Source organism: Leclercia sp. G3L, assembly GCF_021117075.1.
GTDB lineage: Bacteria > Pseudomonadota > Gammaproteobacteria > Enterobacterales > Enterobacteriaceae > Enterobacter > Enterobacter adecarboxylatus_C.
This window is the reverse complement of sequence record NZ_CP088265.1, coordinates 3,059,934-3,077,634: the sequence shown is the minus strand read 5'-3', so window position 1 is coordinate 3,077,634 and position 17,701 is coordinate 3,059,934. Positions and strand designations below refer to the sequence as shown.

Genomic DNA, 17,701 nt, shown 5'->3' with positions numbered 1-17,701 from the left:
TGTTAATTCAGGTTTTATTGTTGCTGCTCTGCGTAGATGCCGCCGCTAATCAGGACACCGCCGATTTCACGCTCGCCGTACAGAAGCGGCACCGGGCTACCTGCCGCTGCCTGGTTCACCGGCGAGCCAAACGAGTAGCTTTTTCGCGTCTCTGATTCGGTATTCGTCATCCCCTGCGTACCGGACGGCACAAGCATCTGGGCTATGCCGCCGAGCATCATTGCTGCGCCCATTTTGTACAGAAATGGCGATGCTGCCGCTGCCGGCGTAAAGCTGGCGATGAACCCTGCTGCAACAAGGACGGCACCAAAAATGGTCTGGAACATGCCAGCCTTCTTGCTGCCGATGATTACCGGCGCGATACGGATAACCTCATGCACGCCCGACAGCTGCAGGGCCTGCTCGTCGATATTTTTATTGCCATTAAAGACGGCATACGTGATGCCGCGTTCCTGGCTGGTTTCCAGCATCAGCTCAAAGCCGGGGATCATGATGCAGAGCGCCCGGATGGCCTCGCGCACGGATGATACGGACAGACGATGCTCGCGCCCGAAGTGGGCACCGAGCTTGCCGTACAGCCGCACCAGTACGATTTTCTCAACGGGATTCATTGCGGTACCTCAACGTTAACAGCGTACGCTCGCGCCACATGCCGCCATACGGGACAACTTCGCTCAGCTTGCCGTACATGTGGTGCAACAGTTTTCCGTCGCCCAGGTAGATGCCGGCATGGTTGATCTCGTCGGCTTTAACCTGCATCAGGATCACGTCCCCGGTCTGCAGCTCGCTGGCGTGGGAATAGAATCCGGCTTCCGCGTAATGGCGCACATACAGGTTTTCGCCACGCGTCCACCAGTTGTCGGTACGCTCAAAGTCCGGAAGTTCGATACCGCGCTCCTGCGCGTACCAGTCACGAACCAGCCCGTAACAGTCCCAGCTGCCGTGGATAAACGGGCGCTTTAGCAGCGGCGGTCTGTCAGCCGGGGTAGTGACGGTGTGATCGCCCTCTGGCCACGACATAATCACCCAGGGCAGGCCGGACTCATGGCACCCTTTCAGGTCTTCTGCAGAGGCATGCGGCCCCGCGTCCGGGTGCGAATGCACCACCGCCAGAACCTCGCCGGCGTCCTCGGCATCTGCCCAGGCTTCGCCGCTGATCCTGAAAAATTCGGTGGGCTGGTCGTGGGTGTTTTCGCAGGCAATGTATCGCCGCTGCCGCCCGGCCCGGACGATCAGGCCGCAGCACTCAGCCGGGTACACCTCATCCGCATGTTTCTGGATAGCGGTTATAAGTCGCTGGCTTAACATGGTCACATCCTTATCAGTGCAATGGACGGGAACCCACCAAACGTGAGCTCTGCCGCTTCACCCTGCCGGAGTTTGCAGCCGGCTACCGTGCCCGGGCATTCATCCAGCGCCGGGTTGTCGACCGGGTTGCCAAACTTGTCGAAATATCTGGTACCGGTGTAGCCGCAGTCGGCGCCGCGATACTGCCCCTGCATACACCAGGCGCAGCGGCTGGTCATCTGGCGCCCCGGTAGCTTCTGCCCGGTAACATCCACTGGCGAGGACAGTTTGAACTGGACGGTGGTTTCGTTATCCGCCGTTTTGCTGTCGATGTACCAGACATCAATGCTGTCAGCTGTCGGATCCGCGCTGGGGTTGCCCCCCGGAAAATTCACGGCATCAAGATAGTGGGCATAGGTGCGGTGGATCGTCACCTTCGCCTGCTTCATGTCCTGGAACATGCCGCACAGCGCGGAGATCGAGCCGTCGAGATTGGCTACGGACAATTTCGGGCTGGCAGGTGAGCCGTCGCCGTTGGACTCCATATCTTCAATGAGGCATGGCCACGCGTCGTAGCGAACGCCCTGCCAGAAAATGGGTTTCCCGGGCAGCTTGCTGGCGTCGTCGCCGGCGGCCAGAATTTCCGCCTCGGTGTACGGTGTGGCGTGGTTGTGAAAGTACAGGACGTCGGCGCCGAACGCGGTTCCGTCGACCTCAATCAGGACGACTTTACTACCGGGCTCCAGTTTTTGATCGTCAGCTGCGATACCCATGGGTTCTCCTGAATAGGTCTATGATCCCAAAAACAAAAAACCCCGCAGAGCGGGGTTTGGGTGGGTGTGAAGTGGTGTTTAAACGCTATAGCCGCGCTTAGTGCAAATTTTATCCATCATGTTGTCGCTTCGAATCGATACGTCAGCTGATGTGATATTACCCTTGCTGTCAGTTTTAACACCTACCAGCAGCAGAGCCTTACCTGCAAACCCACCGTATGAGTTTTTAGCATTCACATGAGCGCAATAAACATCACCGCCTTTATAATCCTGCCAGTAAAACTTGGCGCTATCTGGATCCTTTAGCTGCTGCTTAGCCGCCTGTGTAATCACACCTTTCTCGCTTGTCGATAGTTCGCGTGCGGTGGCTCCTGATGCCACAACCATCGCAAGAAAGGGAATAATCACCCCGCCTTTTTTCGGTTTCATGAGTCCCTCTATATTGATTCGGCCCGATAAGCCGTCACAAACGTAACAGATAGCGACATCCTGGCAAAATCGATCACGGTGGGTTTTATCTGGGTTGCGCGATACAAGCCCAGCTCGCCCAGCGGGTTAACCCATTTGAAAGCCCTTAGCTCCCTGTGTGATCTGACGAACGCCAGTATGGGCAGAATTTCTGACTTCATTCCGGTAAAGGTCAGCGGCCACGACTGGTATTCGGTGTTAATGCCATCACCAACAACCTGCTCATAACCATCGCCATACTGCGCTGAGCGGGTACGGTTTTGAATGTCCGCCGTGGGACCGTTCAACGGCGACCACGAAAAGGTTTCAAGCGCCATAATCAGACTCCTTTAAATGCATTGGAGATCATGCCGTTATTGCCCAGTTCACGCTCCAACACCTCATACGTGCACTGCAGAATCTTCGCCTTAGCTTCCTGAGTAAACGCCTCATCACTTCCTTTGCCGGGGCCGGCCGGCTGGCTTGACGTTCCACCCTGCTTAATCACCTGCAGAGGAATACTGATCGTCAGGTTAATGCCGCTGGCAGCTCCTGATTTCTCCGTGTTGCCTGACGGTCGGGCAACATTCCCACCGACCAGGCCCCCATCAGCGTAGCCTTTCCCATATGTTAAATGGTTGAGGAAGCTCAGCATCCCGGGCTTCTGAACAACACTTTGAGGGACAACCCATTCCCCTTTGTGAACGACACCGGCCACGTCATGCTTTCCACCGTCACCGGTATAGCCACCGTCCGCCCAGCCAAACCAGCTCTCGATCCCCATGGCTGTCGAGCCAGTTTTAATGGCGTTCATTAACATCATCTTGGTGATCATCTGGCCGATGTCATCAATGACCGAAACCGCAAAGGACTTAAAGTCACCTTTACCTTTGGAGGCGAAGTTCCATAGCGCATTGCCCATACCGTCCATCGCATTGATCGCGATATCGCGCGTCATACCGAACTGGTTCTCGGCATCTTCTCGCCATTCTCGCAGGCCATTTTTCATGCCATCAATCCAGGATCCCTCAACCTCTTTTTTCTTCAGGGCTCCTATACGGACGATCTCAAGCTGTTTCTTCTCTTCCTCATCCAGAATGGAAGATTGTTCTTTGTAGATAGTCGATGTCCTATCTCTTTGCCGTGTATCAAGTTCTTCGCGCTCCTTCGCAAATCGCTGCCGTACCTGTTGCTCCGCAACCATCTGGTCATACGCTTCTGAGCTCATGCTCATCTGCGCAACCCGGTTGCTGTACTCCTCCTGCAGCTGCAGTGTGGATCGGTACAACTCCTGGTTCTGTTCCTGCATCTGCAGGCCGATTTTCCGCTGCTCGTTGGCGCGGTCCAGGCTGGCGTTGATCTGCAGCTGGTTGCGAATCTCCGTTTCCTGCGCCAGCAGACTGCGCTGGCCAGCTGTAAGAATACGCTTCTCTTTCAGGTCGGCCACTTCCTGGTTGAACTGCAGCAGCTTACGTTCGCTGGCTGTCAGCTCTTCCGTCTGGTCGTTCTGCGTGCGCAGGACAGCTTCTTCCTGTTTCAGCTCCTGCAGCCGGCGCGTCGCCATATCATCGGAATACGCTTTGTCCCGCTTCTGCTTCTGCTCGGCGTACATCTTGTTCACGCCGGCCATCGCCTGCGCGTACTGTGCTGTCCCTTTTTCATAACTGGCGTTAACCAAAGCAACAGCCTCGGCGCGCTTTTTCTCGCGTGATACGCCCGCCTCCATGAAGCCAGCCAGGGTGTTTTCGTTCTTAAGCCGTTTGGCCAGCTCTTCGCGCTCTTTCTTCTGCTGCTGGTAGCGCTTTTCAGCCTCTTCCCGCTCTTTAGCCGCAGCCTGCTCACCGAAGGTCGTCGGGTCGATACCTTTTTCGGCGGCTATCACTTTCGCGGTAGCGATATGCGCATCGCCAACGGATTTAAAATAGTCGTTAACGAACCCTTTCAGGGATGCCCAAGCGTCACCCAGCATACCGACCTGCTCTTCCTGCTCCTTGACCTTTTTGGCAACGCTGTCCATTGCCTCCTTCTGCAGCAGCGCCGTGGCCTCGCTCTCCTTACCCTGGCGGGTGAGCGTGATGACCTGATCGATCATGCTCCCGTTCAGCATGATCCCCTGGTCAGTGAGCTTTTGCAGCGCCTGTAGTGGATCGCCGCTGAGACTGGATAGCATCGCCACAAGGTCATCAGAACTCTGGCCAATCTCCTCCATTCGCGTGCCGAGGCCCGCCACCTTATCCAGCATATCGCCGCCGAACCCGGCGCCGACCGCTGAGGTAACGGATTTCACTGCACCGTCAGTATCACCGAGGCGGGATACCAGGTTCTGCAGGTACGCCACATTCATCAGAGATTGCTGCCCGGACTTCTGCAGCGCTTTCGTGAAACCATCAACCTCCGCTTTACTGTTCGAAAAGGCGGTGTACGCCAGCGTGCCGATGCCGGCGAGCGACATCACTGCCAGCCCGACAGGACCGCCAATCATCGCCAGCGCGCCGCGTAACAGCCCGGCGCCAGCTGCAGCTGCACGTTGTCCCAGCGAAAGCTCACGGCTGGCCACCGCCAGATTACGGGTCGAGGTTGTCAGCTGCTGCCTGGCATTGGATTCGGCAAGATCCGTGGCCAGAACGGTTTTTGTCGCTTCCGCCAGACTGCCTTTCGCTTTGGCCTCAGCCAGGTTCGCTTCCTGAATGGCCCGGGCATTTTTGACGTGTTCGTCCTGATAGCTGACCGCCAGCCCAAACTGCTTGTTAACCTCGGCCTGCTTAGCAAAATGCTCATCGAGCGCGATCGCCCGCTCGCGATCGGCTTTCGCCGCTTCCATCGTCTTGACAGCGATGTTCTGCTTGGCGATAGCCTCTTCACGCAGCCCCCTGGCGTTAGCGATGACGGTCTGGGCGGCGTTGATCTGCGCTTCGTTAAACTCAATCTGGGCCTGCCGCTGGTTCTTCAGGCCACTTACGCTGTTATCCAGCGCCGTGCTCATCCCTTCGCTGAGAGCGGAGACCAGCGCCGTCGCGATTGAACCACCGGATGCCCCACTGCCGGCGGCCACGTTCGCCAGCAGGTTGCGCATCTCATCCAGACCGGTCAGCCGCTTATCGACCGCACGCCCGACCCGGGCAAAATCGGCATCCAGCCCGGTGATGCCGGCGCTGATGCCTTCGAAAGCCTGGCGGGTTTGTTTGGCGCCCGCCTGCGCCTTTTGGTTGAACTGTTGCGAACCACTTTCAGCCGACTTCATCGCATCCGCGAACTGGGATTTGAAACTGGCCGAGTTGAGGTGGAGCGCAACGGCTAACGATGCAACATCAGCACCCATTTCCTAAAATCCTCAGACAATCAGCGAACTGCTGATCGCCCTCAGACGGTTCAACAGCAGGCGGAGGTTGCGGGGATGGCGGCGTGCCGGCATCTGCCTTGAGAAGGTTAAAATACGCCTCCCAGTGGGTCAGGATATTCGCCGGCAGGTCGCCAATTTTACGCGGGTCAGGCTCGCCCCAGCGGTCTGCCAGCATGAACAGCAGCCTGAGCCGGGGCGAGGTTGTTAGTTTTTTTCCGCTTCCTCAAGCGTGCCGTACGAATGGCGCTGGACGCGGGTCACGGCTTCCAGCAGATCCGCCGAGGCATGGGCATCCAGCAGTTCGTCCGCCGTCGGCAGGTCTGTTTTCTTCGGGCGGGAACCATCTTCGTTAACCAGCGCATCCAGGAACAGGTTAACGCCCATGACCGACAGCTGACGATCCGGGAGTCCAGCTGCTCTTCCTGCAGTGAGGGTTTCGGTATAGTTATCCAGCTCAGTGCTGGTCAGGCGGCGGATAAAGACCTTCTGGCCGAGGAGCGTTTGCTCAGTCGTGGTGTTGAGAGGGTTCAGCAGGGATTTGTAATTCATGACGGTGATCCTGGTAATGGGTTAAAGGGCGTTATGGTGCTGAGTTCTTAAGGGGTCACAGGCGCAGCTGCGGTGGTCCACTTGAGCTTGTTCTGTTTGCCGTAAACCTCGACCTGCAGCACTTTGCCTTTCGGGGAATCGACGGTCTGCATGCTCCAGCCGGCCAGCACGAGCTCCAGCTCGGCTACGCGACGGTTCGGGTACTGCATAAAGAAGACCACCGTTTCTTTGTTGTCTGCCGAGGTCAGCAGCGCCATTTGTTCGGCATCATCCGGGTCGTCGATAAAGACCAGCGTTTTGTCCTCGCCTTCACCCATATCTGCCATGTATTTCGGCTGGGTATCGATCAGGCGGGTGACGTCAATAAACGTCCCTTTGTTGCCGGTGGCGCCGATCGCCGTTGCAGACTGCAGAAGTTTTGCGGTGGCGATCGTTGCCCCCACCGCGCCGTAAGAAACACGCGTACCTGCCGGGAGGGATGCATACTCCGACGGCGATTTGATAACTGGATCTGTCATTTTTTACTCCTGTTTATTGGCCTTCCAGCCCGATGCGGATCTCTGTCGCCAGGACCTGCAGGACCTTCTGGATGTTGTAATCCAGCGCCGGGCGGATAAAGGGTTGGGCCACCTGTTTAACGGTACCGAACTCCTGCGCCAGGGCTTTCATGTGATGGGCTTTGCTGGGGCCTACGCGCAGCGTAACGATTGTGGCGTAGCGGGATTTTTCGGCGACGTTGGTACTGCGGATTTTGATGCTGTCGCGCATGTGCGCCCCGACGTTTTCCTCATCAAAACCCGCGTTCCGGTACATGTCCTGCTGGACAACATCAAGCGCGGCACGCCCGGCGTCACGCAGCAATTTCACGCCGACTTTTTTGTCGATCGTTTCCAGCAGGCGATCGAAATCCTTCCCGCTGGGGAATTTGATTTCCATCTCCATGGGGTTACTCCGGGACGGTGAAAATGAAATCGCGGACAATGCGGTACTGCACACGACCACTGGTGATCGTTGCCTTATCCTGCTGAATGCCGCCGCGTTCAACGTACTGAACGGGATGACCTTCCAGCTGGCCATGAACGAGCGTTTGCCACTCTGCCCACAACGCCGCATCCAGCTGCAGCGCGCGGGTGTAGTCATCCACTAGGTACAGGCTGATCTGCATGCGGACATCACTCAACCCGGTACGCACCAGGCCATCCCCGACCTGTGGGTCAGAGATACGCTGGAAAGTTACGCCGTTTTGTTCGCTGTCTGGCAGTAAAAGTGGGTAAACCGGCATGCCAGTCAGACGCTCCAGCGAGGTTTTAATTGCTATTTCTATCATGTCGGATGTCTCGCTCAGCAGTAATGACGCATCGATCCGACTGGCTACGGTCAACAGCACGTACGGTATACACTTCGCCATTTAATGAAACTTTCCAGTCGATCTGAACGTCTTGGCGGAATCGGATCGTAAACTGCCAGGTTTCAACCACCTGCAGCTGGTCTATAGTGCGGATTTTTCGGTTTGAAACGTTCTCAGCTTTCGCCCAGACAGTTGCAATAGTTTCCTGAGCAGATGAGAGAGGCTCCCCCAACAACCCACGCTGTATTTCAACAACACCTAAAATTATGCGTTTATTCAGCTCGCCAGCACGTAAACAGCTCATAGGCCATAAATACGGTATGGCTGAAGCAGCGATTCAACAGCCAAATCAACAGTGGATGAGGTGCCGCTGGTAATTACTGCTTCACGGTTTGAATACCAGTGCGCAATAAGCATCAGCATGGCGATCTCAATATCTTCGCCATAAAGCAGCGCGTCAGGATCAGACAGATACCGCGGATCATCATCCTTTTCATAAAGCTGGCGACGGGTCCACTTCTGAACGTACCGCGCCGCACCTTTGATGCTGATTTCAATCCAGTCATCTTCCGCATTATTGTCGGTATCGATCCGGCAGTGTGTTTTAACCTGCTCTTTGGTCAGCATGCCCGCTCCTTATTTTGCCTTGCCATTTCCTTTCGGCTTCAGGTCTTTATCAGGTTCCGGCTTTTTCTCGCCAGGCACCTGAGCGTAACCGCTTGCCACCAGCTCGCGACCATGCTGTTCCAGCGTCTCAAACTCGGTGCCTTCAGTGAGCACGCTGCCTTCAAAGTAAATGGGCTTGATGGCGATCAGCTTCATGGCTGTCTCCTTAAAGGAAAAAAGAAAAGCGGCCCGCAGGCCGCCATTAAGGATTACGCACCGCCACCTGTAGCAGGCGCAGTGAAGGCTCCGTAAATAAACGCTTCCGGCCGTTTCACCGCCAGCGCCAGGCGCTCTTCGCAACGAATCGAGATCATGTTCTTCTCGAAGTCGTCGGCGTTCTCGGTGGAGATAACCACGTTGGCATCTTCACGATCGAACAGCTGCGCCGCGGCGTTAAACGCACCAGTCAGGAACTTGCCCTGGAATGCTGCGGCCTCAGTGGCCACAACCGGCAGGCCCCAGAGAGTAGGGCCGGTCAGCGCCGCCGGGTTCGCCAGAATGTAGCGACCCAGCGTGTCTTTGGTGAGCTCAATCTTCGCCCAGTCGATGAAGTGCAGGACGTGGCCGGAAGCCGGGAAGCGCGCCAGCTGCGCCTGCAGCATTGCGAGGCGGAGATCATCGATGCCGTTCTGCTGCTCAACGGTAAAGGCAGCGTCATAAGCAGATGCCTGTGGGACGATGCCTTTCAGGTGCGCGCCGGTACCATCGCCGAAGAGAATCTCCTGCTCTTCGACATATTTCAGGCCGTAACGCATTTCAGCGTCGATAGTGGACTGCAGCTGTGCAAAATCATCCAGGATCTGTTTGGACGCTTTGAACATATGCGCGATGGTGGTCACCGGAGTGATCTGCGTGGCGAACTGGATATCGCTGTACGGCTTGGCGGTGCCTTCCGGCACGACTTTCGCCGCATTGGTGAATCCGGTCTGCTGCACCCAGAAGATGGCTGGCGCCGAGGTGCGCCCCGGAGCAATCAGATCCCGGATGAAGAGGCGCTGCTTCGGCGCGGTATCAATACCCGGCAGGCGCTGCGGCTCGACCACGCCGGTTGCCACGTCAGTGGAGATCAGCGCAGCATTAACCGGAACACTGACGCGCTTGCCGCCTTCAACGCTTGCCGCGAAAGCTTTTAGCGCTTCACTGCTGATAACGGTCTGGCCGACGGTCTCGATAATTTTTGTAGCGCTGGCCAGCGGCATCTGAGCTACCTGCTGCTCAATTTCACCTACTGAAGATTTCAGCGACTTAAGCGCATCGTTCAGCGCATTGTGTTCAGTGGCAATTTTATCCACTGCCTCTTTGGTTTGCGCGGACAGCTGACCAGAGCTTTTAGCCTCCTTCAGCGCGTCCTCGGCTTTCTGGCTGAAAGTGCCGGAAACTTCTTCCAGCTTCGCAGAAACTTTTTTCAGTAATTCGTTAACTTCAGACATGGTCTTTCCTTATTGGCCGAACGCCGCCAGGGCGTCTTCAAGTTGTTTGATATTGTCAGGGTTGATTTCTTCGGTAGCGCCCGGCGTACCTTCAGGGATGGCAGCAGCGCCTGGCTTGCTGCCGGATAAGGCTTTAAGAAGTTTTCGACGCTCAGAGCGCGGCGTATCGGTTTTGGCCAGCAGCGCATCAAGCTTGCGCAGCGCCGCCGCCGGGCTGTCGTCGTCGTCAGCAATTTCATCAGCGGAGAGGAGGCTGTCAGCAAATCCTTTCGCCACCGCGTCACTGCCGCCAATATAGGTTTCGCCGTCCATCATCTTTTCGACGGTGGCGGCATCAAGACCGCTGCGTGCCTGGTAGATATCGCTCATCGCTTTATCAAACGGCTCCATGTCAGCGGCGATCTGCGCCAGGTCGTGACGGTTACCCATCGCATAGACCCAGCAGTTGTGGATCATCAGGAATGCACCGCGCCCGATCTGCACGTCGTCACCGGCCATCGCGATGACCGACGCCGCCGACGCTGCCAGGCCCAGCACCTTCACAGTGACCCTGCCTTCGTACTCGCGCAGCAGGTTATAAATCGCAAGGCCCTCGAACATGTCGCCGCCGGGGCTGTTGATGTTGACCGTTACGTCAGCGCCATTAAGGGAGCGCAGCGCACCAGCAATGCGGCTAGCTGTCACCCCCTCCCCCCAGAAATCAGCGCCGATCACGTCGAAGATAGAAATGCTGTTGTCACCGTCCCGGGCAGCACGGATGCCACCGTTCCAGCGCTCCATTGCCGCAGCTGGCAGATCGGGTTTTTCGCGCGCAAAAGGTCGCCCCTCCGGCGCAGCCGGAAGGCTTTTAATCGTCATGGATACTCCTAAGCCGCCTGTTTCAGCGGGGACTGTTCGAAGGGGATGTCGGGGAATACGTGGTTATGGACCTGTCGCAGCGCGAAAGCCTGTGCTGCCTGGCTGTTTTGCTTCAGGTCTTCAAGCGGCGTCAGGTTGAGCTGCACCGTATAAAGATCGCCGCCCTCAATCGGTGGCATGTTCTCAAGGCGACGCACGTCGTTACGGGACATCCAGCCGTTCTGCAGCGCGCTGGTGTAGTACGCCGCCCGGCCAGCACTGTCGGCGCGCAGCAGGCCCTCTACCGAGAACTCGGCAAAGAGGTCCTCTTCCCCATTCAGCAGACAGCGGGAGATCTCCTGCTCGATATTCACCAGCAGCGGGCGCAGCGTGTGGGTCAGGAACTGAAGATTCATCCCCTCCAGGCTCGACGCCCAACTGCTTTGCTTCGAGGTGTGGCCGACCATAAACGGCGGCACGCGGAACCAGCGGCAGATTTCCTCAATGCTGAATGAGCGACTTTCCAGCATCTGCGCCGCTTCCGGGTTCATGGTGACGTTCTGATATTTCAGCCCGCCCTCAAGAACCATAATTTTTCCGGCGTTTTTAGACCCGGTAAAAGCCTGCATATAGCCCCGAAGTCGCTCTCTTTGATCCTTATCAAGCGCCTGGTCAGCTGAAAGAAAGCCCGAGCTTTGCAGGCCATTTTCGAAAATCTTTGCAGCTGACTCTTCGACGGCCATCGCCGCGCCGATCACGTCACGACCCGTCATCATTGGCATCATGCCGCAGACACCATCAAGGCCAAATCCCCGGATGTGCATCAGGTTCTTTTCGGAGATAACGCGTTTCTTGCCGTCCTCGGTGTAGGTGTATTCCAGCCTCCCGGTATCCAGCCGCTTCACCACCATATTCTGGGGCAGCAGTGGCACCAGCGACACCAGCTTATTGCCGATAAACAGCTTCTCGACAAATGCATTACCGCGCAGACAGATGCTGGCCACCACCATGAGCATGAACCGGGACGGCGTCATTTCCAGATTGGGACGGCGACAAAGCACCTGATAAACCGGATGGTTCTGCGCCAGCTTGCGCGAGCCATCAGCCTGCCGGCTGTAAATCTTAACCGGCAGCGTGGACACCGACTCGCTCAGAAGCCGGACGCAGGCCCAGACTGCCGAAAGCTGGATCGCCCGATCTGCCGTGACGACCTTGCCGCTGCTGCTCGTGCCGTACCACTCCTGCCAGAACGATCCGGTAGTCAGGCTGATGGGCACGCCCAGCCAGTTGAGCAAGGCACTTTTTACCTTGCCCGGCTGCTTACTTTTCTTCATCAGAAACCTACCATGATTGGATTTTCAAAGAAGCCGCTCAGATCCTGAGCATCATTACCACCATTGACCAGCATCCGGCTTTTAGCCGTAAACAGTGCAACCGGTCCGTCAATTTTGTTTTCAGGTGTGGACTTGTTCGGGAAGATGTTGTCGTTTTTGTCGGGCTTAACCGTGACGTTTGACATCATCCACCGCATTACGGGGTTGTCGTCATGGTGGAACTTGTTGCCGTAAATCTCCGCCTGCACTGATTTCATGGACTCAGAAAGGTTTTTGACCGTCTGTGCGACTTCCACCAGCGGCAAGCCTTCCTCCGCAAGTGACAGACTGAACTGCACTGCGCTCCAGGGATCGAAAGCAATCTCCTTGATGTTCTCGCCCTTCACCCACTCCACAATGTCGGCTTTAATCATGCCGTGATCGATAACGTCCCCGTCAGTCAGCTCAAGATATCCGGCGTCGGACCACTTCCTGTAAAGCTCTGCAATATGGGCTGGCGCTGTTTCCAGTCGCCCTTCCGGGATCCAGAAACGTGGCTGCATATGAGTTTCACCTGCAGGATCGCGCCAGGCTTTCACCGCTGCACAAATATCGATTTTGTTGGCGAGGTCGACCCCCACCCACAGTGGCCACGCCTTACGCTCAGCTTCCGAAGCAATACCCGGCATTTTTGCCCAGCGGTCCATGTCCATCCAGGCGCTCTCGGCAGTTACCCAGATGTTCAGGTGCTTGGTAAAGAAGTTCGGCCGCGCCGCGACCTGCTCCTTTGCCTTTTTGGCAAGGCGGCGCATGTCGTCCCAGCGCTTACAGATACCGAGGCCGGGGTTAGCTTTCGGCCAGTTGGACTCGTCAAAGGGATCGTCGCCTTCGTCGAGGGTATAAATCAGGGCAAAATAGGTGTCATCCTCCACCACGCCGCGCAGCACCTTGATGGCGTAATCCCGCTGCTCGTAACAGATGCCCTCTTTATTGGTACCCGCCGTCGTTATTGCGAATAGCAGGGACTGAAGGCGCGCACCGGTAGCTGTTTCCAGAACGTCCCAGACATCACGGGTACGGTGAGCGTGCAGCTCGTCGACAATGCCGCAATGTATATTCAGGCCGTCGAGGTTATTCGCATCGCTGGAGAGCGGTTCAAACTTAGAGGCCGAACGCTCCTGGTGAATGTTGAGCTTTACGTGACCAAAAAGACGCCCCAGCGTGCGGGGGGCTTTCTTGATCATGTTCTTGGCATCATCAAAAACAATCCGCGCCTGGTCGCGGGTCGTGGCGGCTGAGTAAACCTCAGCGCCTCCCTCGCCGTCGGCACCGGTCATGTACAACCCAATGCCAGACGAAAGTGTGGATTTGGCGTTTTTACGCGCCACCTCGTCATAAGCCGTACGGAAGCGGCGCACCATGACCGTATCACCGTCATCATCGATCACAGCCAGGCCTGTCATCTCATCAATCAGCGGAACGACGAAACCAAAAATGTTGATCAGGATAAAAACGTGCCAGGCCATCAGCGTGATCGGCTTGCCTGCCAGCGCCCCTTTAACGTGTGGGACGAAATTATAAAAATCGAGGATGTGCTGGGCGCGTTCCTCACTGAAGTAGATGCCGCGCCCAGGCCCATGCTCTAAATCATTAAGAAATCGCTGGCACGCCAGGCGCACCAGTTCGCCAGCAACAATCTCGCCAGACAGCACGCGCTCGGCGTACTGAATACCTTCCGAAACCGTTGCCATTCATCATTTGCGCTTTTTAAGAAATTCATCCAGTGGATCGGCCTCAGCCGGGCCTTTAGCGCCAACCTTGGACCGGCTGGCCGGGGTCATGCCGAATTCAGCGAGCATTGCCCTGATGCGCTTCCACGCATCGGCTTTCATCACTGCCGCCGGGTGCGGCTTAATCATCCTGATTTCCCGCTCTTTCCCTTCGTCCGGCTCATCCTCGCTGTAGACGGCGTAGGTGTAACCTTCCCGCTCTAACGTCTCGCAGTGATTCCGGTACTCTGTGTAAGCCTCGATCAGCAGTTCAAGTGCTTTACCGTCCAGGGTCGTCATCACCCCGACAGCATCAAGCTCTTCGCCAATTCGCTTAAACCAGTACTTCCCCATCTTGTCGAAATGCTTCGGAACTGGGGGTACCCCAGAAGCGGGTTTTGGCTCTTCTTTATTGACAGCTCGTTTTGATGGGTTCCCCTTCACCAAAGCCAGATGTGTCGGGGTTTTCGGTGGTCCTGGCATAATCGAAAACTCCTATTAATCGATGGTGGGGATCCCCATAAAAAAGTTTTCTAACCTGCGGCGGTGTGAAAAAAGGTTAGGCGGCGGTCCTTAGCAGGCAGGAGCCTGAACTTTTGACCCGCCCTCCCCCGGTAGTGATAACCGATATCATTCACATCAAAATGATTGCATTTGAAATCATTTTGCGTTTCATCAGTCGAGATGGAAGTCATCACTGAGGTTGCGGCGCCGCGCGCTGCTGGCATTGTGCGGGCAGGCGCTGGAATTATGGCCTGACTGACCGCAGTAACCACAGCGCAGGTTCGCACGGCGGGCTGAGCCTCCCCATGTCTTAGGGCAATTCGCTACGGTGTGCAGCGTCGAGCCGCAGTAGGTGCAGCGCGTATAGCTCATCGGGTTCTCTCCGTAGCGGTCTTACGCTTGTGGCATGGCCAACACAGCGATTCGAGGTTGCTGTCGTCATTTGTGCCGCCGTGAGCTTTCGGGATAATGTGGTCGACCGTTTCAGCTGGGCGAGGTCTGCTGTTGCGCAGGCACTGCTGGCAGATGTGTCGATCACGCTTGAGGATGCGGACGCGGATAATGTCCCACTTACTGCCGTAGCCACGCTGGTGGCGGCTCAGGCCGCGCTGATGCTGCTGCCATCCTTCATTACGGTGGGTTTCGCAGTAGCCGGAACGGTCAGTGGTGGTGCCAGAGCACCCGCGCTTACGACAGGCGCGAGGGATTGCGGCGGGCATTAGCGCTTACCATAGAGCAGGCCACCGGGCTGTGTTGCGTTGCGGATAGCATCATGAACAGCCGATTTCATGCTGTCGATTGATGCCGCCTGCCCGATCATCTCAGTCCTGAGGGATACAAACAGATCGCTGTTGCGCACAGCGTCCACCACCGCTTCACGCATGTCGTCTGAGAGCTCAATCCTGGTTGCAACTGCCTGCGCCAGGAATAGACTGCCCTTAACTGAGATCATCCCGGCAACACGTCGCTTCTCGCTCTCGCTGTCATTTACACGGATGCTGTAACAGCTGCTGGTGGTTGCGTTACCCAGCCTCTCACTTTGAATGGTACCAGGCTGAACATGCGCATCATTGAGAACAGTTTCGCCCACCAGCTTATTATCCGCTTTCTTTTTGCGACTGGACTGAATGTGCTGGATTGCTTCTCTAATCTCTTCAGGCGTATACCCGCCAGTAATCACGGTATAACGACTGCCCAGAAAGATAACGGGCAACTTACCTTCTGAAGATGCACCAAGACTTTGTTCCCAGGTGTTTTTGAAGTGGTCAAGCTGGTCAGCGATAGCGTCCTGCATACGCAAGATATAGCCAAACGATAAGCCCGCCAAAGGCTCCGACTTTATATTTTCCATGATTGTTTCCTTTTAGATGTGAGCCTGTCGTACGGGACAGCCGCCCGAGAGAAGCGGGTCCCCAAGCTCACGGCTGAAAGACTCTCTTTGAAGCGCGTACGTGGCGCATAAAAAAACCCCGCGTGAGCGAGGCTGTGCTTTATCCCCTATAGGGTATATTTATAATTTATCCCCTATAGCCATTACGATGGGTCTGCCCATGGTGATGGCTATAAAAAAGCCCCGGCAGAGCGGGGCTTCATCAAATATCTTAATATCTATCAAAGATCTCTTTTGAAAATGCGTGCGGAAGCTAATTTATCCATTCCATTCATACCATAAGGTCTTTGTGTATGATATTTACGCAGTAGAAGCTCACAGACCTCTTGGTGCTTAGACAGGAGGATTTTATCGATGTCACCTTGGGCTTTAGCTTCTGGGAAAACGTCAAAGTTAACCAAAAACAAAAAATCTTCTTCTTCCGCAGGGGTATGAGCAAGATACAGATACCCTTCATCTGCAACCTTCACGAAAGTAAACCCAGTCACGGCTGATGGTTCAATAAATTTGTCAATTTCACCTGAAGGCAGCAGCCCAAGGGCATCTCGCACTAACGTTGTGCAGAACTCCACATCCTGCGGATCATCGAAGTTTACAGCACGTGTTGCTGAGTTTTTCCCAAAAGTTTCAAGTATCTGTTGTTCACTATAACCTTGCTCATCCAAGAACCTTATCCATTGATAAAGATGTGCCCACGGATTTCTTTTCCAGCCCATAAGTCTCTCCTTAAATTAAAGAAACCCAATATTACTTGATGAACGATAGCACTGTGAAATCTGCATCTTTCAATTTGTGCACTGAGTTTTAATATACTCCTGCAGGCCAGTCAGTTGCTTTGTGACGGTTTCTATTCGCTCTCTGAGGGTGAAATAATCCCGTTCAGCGGAGTCAGTAAGTCTGGGGGTGCTGCCATCATCCAGGCTGGTGGTGCTGGTCGCTCCGTTCGTGGTGTATCTGGCGTTGAGCTGCAGCCGACGCTTGCCAGTAGCAACATCGCGCTCAAGCTGATCAATAGTGGCTTTTGCATCCTGCAGTTCTCCGGTGTATTTGGCATCCAGCGCAGCGACATCACGCTGGCGCACCTGCATATCGTTGATGGTGGCGTTTGCCAGTTTCAGGTTTCGCTCTGCGTCGTCAGCACGCTTCTTCTCATCAAGTACCTGACCGAGCAGAAGATAAATAATCAGAAAGGATAAAATCAGCTCGATGCCGATTATCAGCCAGGCTTTAGAGGTCATTTTTACTCTCCGCCAGGCACATCGAACACTCCATCTCTCGTCGGTTCTGGAGGCCTTTCCACTTCATGCCACCAGCGTAAACCCAGCGCCGCATCTCTTCGCACGCTCCGTCGTGATCGCCTTTATTCAGCTTGCGCAGCAGCGTGGACTTTGAGAACGCGTCAGGACCAACGTTAAAAACAAAGCTGTAAAGTGCGGCGCGCTGATATTCCCCCAGCGGCACCTTCACCAGATTGTCTACCGTACGCTTTGCTGGCTGAAGGTCTTTCCATAGCAACTGGTCACATTCGCGATCGGTATACTTCTTCCCTCTCACGATATCCCGGCCCGTATGGCCGTCGCAGACAGTCCACACCCCGGCGACGTCTTTATAAGCTTCATACTTCCGCCCTTCTACACCATCCTGTCCACCGAGAAACAGCGAGGCGATCAGCATTGCACCGCCACCAGCAGCGGCGATGAGTTTGTTACGCAGGCTACTGGTCATTGGCATTTATTCATCTCCGACTTTGACTGCTGGGCCATACTTCTCAAGCGCCTTTACCTGTGCATTGGCGACCTTACGTTTGAAATACCAGTTGATAAGTCCTGTAACGATGATCCCGGCAATACCAGCCAGTACGCCGATGGCGCTCCATTCGTCAGGGCTCAGTTTTGTGAGGACGCCGTTCAGGATGGTTCCTCCTGAGGTGCCGAGGGCGACTCCGGTGACTAGTTTGCTCATACGGGACATATCTCTCACCTCGCTGTGCGCGGGTGCTTGGTGGGCAGGGTTCAGGCTCTCCGAACGAATTAACGACAAACCTTGAT

General features: G+C 55.6%; 24 protein-coding genes. All 24 read right to left on the bottom strand.

Annotation, left to right across the window (positions count from 1 at the left end; all coding sequences use genetic code 11):
* Window positions 1–14: 14 nt before the first annotated feature.
* The 24 genes from LRS40_RS16170 to LRS40_RS16055 all read right to left on the bottom strand — a co-directional run bounded on the left by LRS40_RS16170 (window position 15) and on the right by LRS40_RS16055 (window position 17,624).
* A complete protein-coding gene (locus LRS40_RS16170; protein ID WP_231312069.1) occupies window positions 15–611 on the bottom strand; it encodes a tail assembly protein in 597 nt (198 codons plus the stop codon).
* Window positions 598–1,308 carry a C40 family peptidase gene (locus LRS40_RS16165; protein WP_231312068.1) on the bottom strand — a complete coding sequence of 237 codons (711 nt, stop codon included), beginning with the start codon at window positions 1,306–1,308 and terminating at the stop codon, window positions 598–600. Before LRS40_RS16165 ends, LRS40_RS16170 begins: the two co-directional genes overlap by 14 nt.
* Before the next feature lie 2 nt (window positions 1,309–1,310).
* Entirely contained in the window at window positions 1,311–2,060 is a 750-nt protein-coding gene (locus LRS40_RS16160; protein ID WP_231312067.1) for a phage minor tail protein L, read from the bottom strand.
* Between the two features lie 78 nt (window positions 2,061–2,138).
* Window positions 2,139–2,489, bottom strand: a complete 351-nt coding sequence (locus LRS40_RS16155) for a hypothetical protein (protein ID WP_231312066.1) — start codon at window positions 2,487–2,489, stop codon at window positions 2,139–2,141.
* Between the two features lie 8 nt (window positions 2,490–2,497).
* Window positions 2,498–2,845, bottom strand: coding sequence for a phage tail protein (locus tag LRS40_RS16150; protein WP_231312065.1), 348 nt, complete (start codon window positions 2,843–2,845; stop codon window positions 2,498–2,500).
* 2 nt (window positions 2,846–2,847) lie between these two features.
* A complete protein-coding gene (locus LRS40_RS16145; protein WP_231312063.1) occupies window positions 2,848–5,826 on the bottom strand; it encodes a phage tail tape measure protein in 2,979 nt (992 codons plus the stop codon).
* A gap of 225 nt (window positions 5,827–6,051) precedes the next feature.
* Window positions 6,052–6,396, bottom strand: coding sequence for a phage tail protein (locus LRS40_RS16140; RefSeq protein WP_231312061.1), 345 nt, complete (start codon window positions 6,394–6,396; stop codon window positions 6,052–6,054).
* Window positions 6,397–6,443: 47 nt separating this feature from the next.
* Complete coding sequence (locus tag LRS40_RS16135; RefSeq protein WP_231312060.1) at window positions 6,444–6,914, bottom strand: phage tail protein; 471 nt, start codon at window positions 6,912–6,914, stop codon at window positions 6,444–6,446.
* A 13-nt stretch (window positions 6,915–6,927) separates the two neighbouring features.
* Complete coding sequence (locus tag LRS40_RS16130) at window positions 6,928–7,338, bottom strand: HK97-gp10 family putative phage morphogenesis protein (protein WP_231312059.1); 411 nt, start codon at window positions 7,336–7,338, stop codon at window positions 6,928–6,930.
* 4 nt (window positions 7,339–7,342) lie between these two features.
* Window positions 7,343–7,723: a hypothetical protein gene (locus LRS40_RS16125; RefSeq protein ID WP_231312057.1), complete on the bottom strand. Its 381-nt coding sequence runs from the start codon at window positions 7,721–7,723 to the stop codon at window positions 7,343–7,345.
* Window positions 7,704–8,048 carry a phage head closure protein gene (locus LRS40_RS16120; protein WP_231312055.1) on the bottom strand — a complete coding sequence of 115 codons (345 nt, stop codon included), beginning with the start codon at window positions 8,046–8,048 and terminating at the stop codon, window positions 7,704–7,706. Before LRS40_RS16120 ends, LRS40_RS16125 begins: the two co-directional genes overlap by 20 nt.
* On the bottom strand, window positions 8,045–8,371 hold the full coding sequence (locus LRS40_RS16115) for a head-tail connector protein (RefSeq protein ID WP_231312054.1): 327 nt from the start codon (window positions 8,369–8,371) through the stop codon (window positions 8,045–8,047). The genes LRS40_RS16120 and LRS40_RS16115 overlap by 4 nt, the downstream gene beginning before the upstream one ends.
* A 9-nt stretch (window positions 8,372–8,380) precedes the next feature.
* Entirely contained in the window at window positions 8,381–8,566 is a 186-nt protein-coding gene (locus LRS40_RS16110; RefSeq protein ID WP_231312053.1) for a hypothetical protein, read from the bottom strand.
* Window positions 8,567–8,619: 53 nt separating this feature from the next.
* On the bottom strand, window positions 8,620–9,840 hold the full coding sequence (locus tag LRS40_RS16105; protein ID WP_231312052.1) for a phage major capsid protein: 1,221 nt from the start codon (window positions 9,838–9,840) through the stop codon (window positions 8,620–8,622).
* Between the two features lie 9 nt (window positions 9,841–9,849).
* On the bottom strand, window positions 9,850–10,698 hold the full coding sequence (locus LRS40_RS16100) for a head maturation protease, ClpP-related (protein ID WP_113456683.1): 849 nt from the start codon (window positions 10,696–10,698) through the stop codon (window positions 9,850–9,852).
* 8 nt (window positions 10,699–10,706) lie between these two features.
* Entirely contained in the window at window positions 10,707–12,011 is a 1,305-nt protein-coding gene (locus LRS40_RS16095) for a phage portal protein (RefSeq protein ID WP_180210534.1), read from the bottom strand.
* Window positions 12,011–13,741: a terminase large subunit gene (locus LRS40_RS16090; protein ID WP_230431396.1), complete on the bottom strand. Its 1,731-nt coding sequence runs from the start codon at window positions 13,739–13,741 to the stop codon at window positions 12,011–12,013. Before LRS40_RS16090 ends, LRS40_RS16095 begins: the two co-directional genes overlap by 1 nt.
* Before the next feature lie 3 nt (window positions 13,742–13,744).
* Entirely contained in the window at window positions 13,745–14,242 is a 498-nt protein-coding gene (locus LRS40_RS16085; RefSeq protein ID WP_180210535.1) for a phage terminase small subunit P27 family, read from the bottom strand.
* A gap of 389 nt (window positions 14,243–14,631) precedes the next feature.
* Complete coding sequence (locus LRS40_RS16080) at window positions 14,632–14,982, bottom strand: HNH endonuclease (protein WP_231312051.1); 351 nt, start codon at window positions 14,980–14,982, stop codon at window positions 14,632–14,634.
* On the bottom strand, window positions 14,982–15,614 hold the full coding sequence (locus tag LRS40_RS16075) for a hypothetical protein (RefSeq protein ID WP_231312050.1): 633 nt from the start codon (window positions 15,612–15,614) through the stop codon (window positions 14,982–14,984). The genes LRS40_RS16080 and LRS40_RS16075 overlap by 1 nt, the downstream gene beginning before the upstream one ends.
* 260 nt (window positions 15,615–15,874) lie before the next feature.
* Window positions 15,875–16,369, bottom strand: a complete 495-nt coding sequence (locus LRS40_RS16070) for a hypothetical protein (RefSeq protein WP_231312049.1) — start codon at window positions 16,367–16,369, stop codon at window positions 15,875–15,877.
* Between the two features lie 69 nt (window positions 16,370–16,438).
* Window positions 16,439–16,891 carry a lysis protein gene (locus LRS40_RS16065; RefSeq protein ID WP_231312048.1) on the bottom strand — a complete coding sequence of 151 codons (453 nt, stop codon included), beginning with the start codon at window positions 16,889–16,891 and terminating at the stop codon, window positions 16,439–16,441.
* On the bottom strand, window positions 16,881–17,384 hold the full coding sequence (locus LRS40_RS16060) for a lysozyme (protein ID WP_304608186.1): 504 nt from the start codon (window positions 17,382–17,384) through the stop codon (window positions 16,881–16,883). Before LRS40_RS16060 ends, LRS40_RS16065 begins: the two co-directional genes overlap by 11 nt.
* On the bottom strand, window positions 17,385–17,624 hold the full coding sequence (locus LRS40_RS16055; protein WP_117385354.1) for a class II holin family protein: 240 nt from the start codon (window positions 17,622–17,624) through the stop codon (window positions 17,385–17,387).
* Between the last annotated feature and the right edge of the window lie 77 nt (window positions 17,625–17,701).

Coding starts and splice junctions, on each gene's coding strand:
- LRS40_RS16080 (WP_231312051.1), bottom strand. CDS start 14,982: ATGCCCGCCGCAATCCCTCGCGCCTGTCGTAAGCGCGGGTGCTCTGGC.
- LRS40_RS16120 (WP_231312055.1), bottom strand. CDS start 8,048: ATGAGCTGTTTACGTGCTGGCGAGCTGAATAAACGCATAATTTTAGGT.
- LRS40_RS16065 (WP_231312048.1), bottom strand. CDS start 16,891: ATGACCTCTAAAGCCTGGCTGATAATCGGCATCGAGCTGATTTTATCC.
- LRS40_RS16085 (WP_180210535.1), bottom strand. CDS start 14,242: ATGCCAGGACCACCGAAAACCCCGACACATCTGGCTTTGGTGAAGGGG.
- LRS40_RS16145 (WP_231312063.1), bottom strand. CDS start 5,826: ATGGGTGCTGATGTTGCATCGTTAGCCGTTGCGCTCCACCTCAACTCG.
- LRS40_RS16165 (WP_231312068.1), bottom strand. CDS start 1,308: ATGTTAAGCCAGCGACTTATAACCGCTATCCAGAAACATGCGGATGAG.
- LRS40_RS16100 (WP_113456683.1), bottom strand. CDS start 10,698: ATGACGATTAAAAGCCTTCCGGCTGCGCCGGAGGGGCGACCTTTTGCG.
- LRS40_RS16140 (WP_231312061.1), bottom strand. CDS start 6,396: ATGAATTACAAATCCCTGCTGAACCCTCTCAACACCACGACTGAGCAA.
- LRS40_RS16125 (WP_231312057.1), bottom strand. CDS start 7,723: ATGATAGAAATAGCAATTAAAACCTCGCTGGAGCGTCTGACTGGCATG.
- LRS40_RS16170 (WP_231312069.1), bottom strand. CDS start 611: ATGAATCCCGTTGAGAAAATCGTACTGGTGCGGCTGTACGGCAAGCTC.
- LRS40_RS16115 (WP_231312054.1), bottom strand. CDS start 8,371: ATGCTGACCAAAGAGCAGGTTAAAACACACTGCCGGATCGATACCGAC.
- LRS40_RS16055 (WP_117385354.1), bottom strand. CDS start 17,624: ATGTCCCGTATGAGCAAACTAGTCACCGGAGTCGCCCTCGGCACCTCA.
- LRS40_RS16075 (WP_231312050.1), bottom strand. CDS start 15,614: ATGGAAAATATAAAGTCGGAGCCTTTGGCGGGCTTATCGTTTGGCTAT.
- LRS40_RS16070 (WP_231312049.1), bottom strand. CDS start 16,369: ATGGGCTGGAAAAGAAATCCGTGGGCACATCTTTATCAATGGATAAGG.
- LRS40_RS16130 (WP_231312059.1), bottom strand. CDS start 7,338: ATGGAGATGGAAATCAAATTCCCCAGCGGGAAGGATTTCGATCGCCTG.
- LRS40_RS16110 (WP_231312053.1), bottom strand. CDS start 8,566: ATGAAGCTGATCGCCATCAAGCCCATTTACTTTGAAGGCAGCGTGCTC.
- LRS40_RS16090 (WP_230431396.1), bottom strand. CDS start 13,741: ATGGCAACGGTTTCGGAAGGTATTCAGTACGCCGAGCGCGTGCTGTCT.
- LRS40_RS16160 (WP_231312067.1), bottom strand. CDS start 2,060: ATGGGTATCGCAGCTGACGATCAAAAACTGGAGCCCGGTAGTAAAGTC.
- LRS40_RS16060 (WP_304608186.1), bottom strand. CDS start 17,384: ATGCCAATGACCAGTAGCCTGCGTAACAAACTCATCGCCGCTGCTGGT.
- LRS40_RS16155 (WP_231312066.1), bottom strand. CDS start 2,489: ATGAAACCGAAAAAAGGCGGGGTGATTATTCCCTTTCTTGCGATGGTT.
- LRS40_RS16095 (WP_180210534.1), bottom strand. CDS start 12,011: ATGAAGAAAAGTAAGCAGCCGGGCAAGGTAAAAAGTGCCTTGCTCAAC.
- LRS40_RS16135 (WP_231312060.1), bottom strand. CDS start 6,914: ATGACAGATCCAGTTATCAAATCGCCGTCGGAGTATGCATCCCTCCCG.
- LRS40_RS16105 (WP_231312052.1), bottom strand. CDS start 9,840: ATGTCTGAAGTTAACGAATTACTGAAAAAAGTTTCTGCGAAGCTGGAA.
- LRS40_RS16150 (WP_231312065.1), bottom strand. CDS start 2,845: ATGGCGCTTGAAACCTTTTCGTGGTCGCCGTTGAACGGTCCCACGGCG.